Below are 2,004 nucleotides of genomic sequence, written 5' to 3'. Positions count from 1 at the left end.
CTTTTTTCTACAATCAATTTCCCCATACCCGACAACTTAATTACTTTATTTGTCTCTGTATGGAATAGTTTTTCATCGTTTGGCATGTAAATTTTAGATGTCAAGAAAGCGAAAAATCCCAAAAATAGAAAGCTGATAATTGTTAGGTAGATCCACGACTTATTTTTTCTTAGATTGATTCTTTCACTCTTCTTACCAATTGCACCTATCACACTCTCACCCCACCTTTTTCGTTATAAAACTTTCATATTTAACTCTTCCACACTTGTAACTCGCCATGTTTCCTTATCTTTTTTCATGATGATTCGTAACACATTGTTTACTTTTTCTTCTCGGTTTTGCGTTGGATCTGTCGTGACATTTATAAATTCAGCTAGCACATTTACCTTCTCTTTATCGGGTTCATTTTCTTGTAAATACAACTTCATTTCTATTGGTTTTGTTTTATACGTATCTCCTAATTCATATTTGTCAGTCGGATAGAATTGTTGTAAAAGTTCTTCGCTCATAATGGATTTTGCCTTTTCTTTTCGCTCGCTGTACCCTTCTTTTTCTCTATGAAATGATAATTGTATAAATGTTTCGGCTAGCGATAAGTACGCCCTTCTCTGTTGTTCCTGCGCGGAAGGAAGTACCTTATCCAGTCGTTTTTTTAAGTCTTCATTTTGTTTTGTGAGTAATTCATTTGAAAGTTTTAACTGTTTTTCTTTGCCATCACTCATTGATTTTTTGCTTAAATAGATATTAAAAGCTGTCACACCTACAACTAAAATGACAAAAACAATAAACAAAGATTTTCGTTTATCTTTCATTCTTTCAGTCTCCTATTCTTTCGGTTATTAGAACCTTCTTACATGACCAGAAAAGACTTTTTTCCAATATGGATTATTTAAATCTTCAATAGAAACACCTTTATTCGTCTGGCATCCTATGAACGTATTTTTATCAATTACAATTCCAACGTGCCCGTCATGTTTGTAGGTATCAAAGAAAATAACGTCACCCGGTTTCATATCATTTGCTGATACTTTTGTACCAATTTTGTTTAATGTTTCCGTACTTACAGCGCCAATCGGACTGGTATACATCCCCACTTGTTCGAATGCCCAACGTACAAAACTACTGCAATCAAATATCCCTCTTGCGATGTCATTTGTGTTCCGTCCTCCACCAAATACATAGGTAGAACGTCCTATCCATTGGCGACCTACATCGGCAACTTTTGAACCACTACTTCCTCCACTTCCTGGATTTCCTCCACCACCAGAAACGACAGAACCCGGCTGATAATATTTCAAAACGGCATCAACATAAAGCGCGTCCCCGTAGCACGCGGAGTAGGGTATCATCTCTGGCCTTACACAACGATACATACCCGTATGTTTCACTTTTTGATATTGTTGTTGTGAAAATTTAATTGCTAACTCTTTCGTATACTTGCCACCATTTGCACCAATAAAATCGAAAAATCCTGTCCCGAAATTATATGCTTGAAGGGCGGTTTTGATATGATCCATGTCACCAGGACTCGTTACACCAGCTCTTTCTATCGCATGTTTAAACTCCTGTACACCAGCCCAAATACTGTAGTCTGGATCTGTAATACAGTTTGGTGATTTACAATATTTCGTATTAAATGCACCTTCCGAGCTTTGCATCGGATCGCTACCTCGACCTCCACTCTCTTGCATCATTTGTGCAAGCATTAAAGCGACAAACGGTTCCACCCCAAAGGCTTTCGCATGCTTCCGAATCGTAGGTTCCCATTTTAGAACTTCAGGCGAAACATTCATGACTTGCCCTTCACCTGTATACGTAATATCACCTGCGTCTGTTCCGCTATCGCTCCCCATCGCTGCAATAAAAATGCTTAAGATTCCAAGTAAAAGAAAAGAAAAAAGACCCATCACAAGTAGTGCTAAAGTGATGAGCCATTTCTTTGGTATAACCTTTAAAACTAGATGCATGGTATTAAGCACCTCCCCCGAATAACATCAATTCTTC

Annotated in this window: 2 protein-coding genes and 1 pseudogene; all 3 read right to left on the bottom strand. The window is 37.7% G+C overall.

What is annotated here, in order from left to right:
• Positions 1–212, bottom strand: a pseudogene (locus BM089_RS30375) (hypothetical protein); the annotation flags it as partial.
• A gap of 21 nt (positions 213–233) precedes the next feature.
• Positions 234–812: a MerR family transcriptional regulator gene (locus BM089_RS30370; protein WP_090979215.1), complete on the bottom strand. Its 579-nt coding sequence runs from the start codon at positions 810–812 to the stop codon at positions 234–236.
• Between the two features lie 27 nt (positions 813–839).
• Positions 840–1,967, bottom strand: coding sequence for a bifunctional lytic transglycosylase/C40 family peptidase (locus BM089_RS30365; RefSeq protein ID WP_090979213.1), 1,128 nt, complete (start codon positions 1,965–1,967; stop codon positions 840–842).
• Between the last annotated feature and the right edge of the window lie 37 nt (positions 1,968–2,004).

Source organism: Bacillus sp. 5mfcol3.1 (assembly GCF_900114335.1).
Taxonomy (GTDB): Bacteria; Bacillota; Bacilli; order Bacillales; family Bacillaceae_G; genus Bacillus_A; species Bacillus_A thuringiensis_S.
This window is presented reverse-complemented; position numbering and strand designations above follow the sequence as displayed.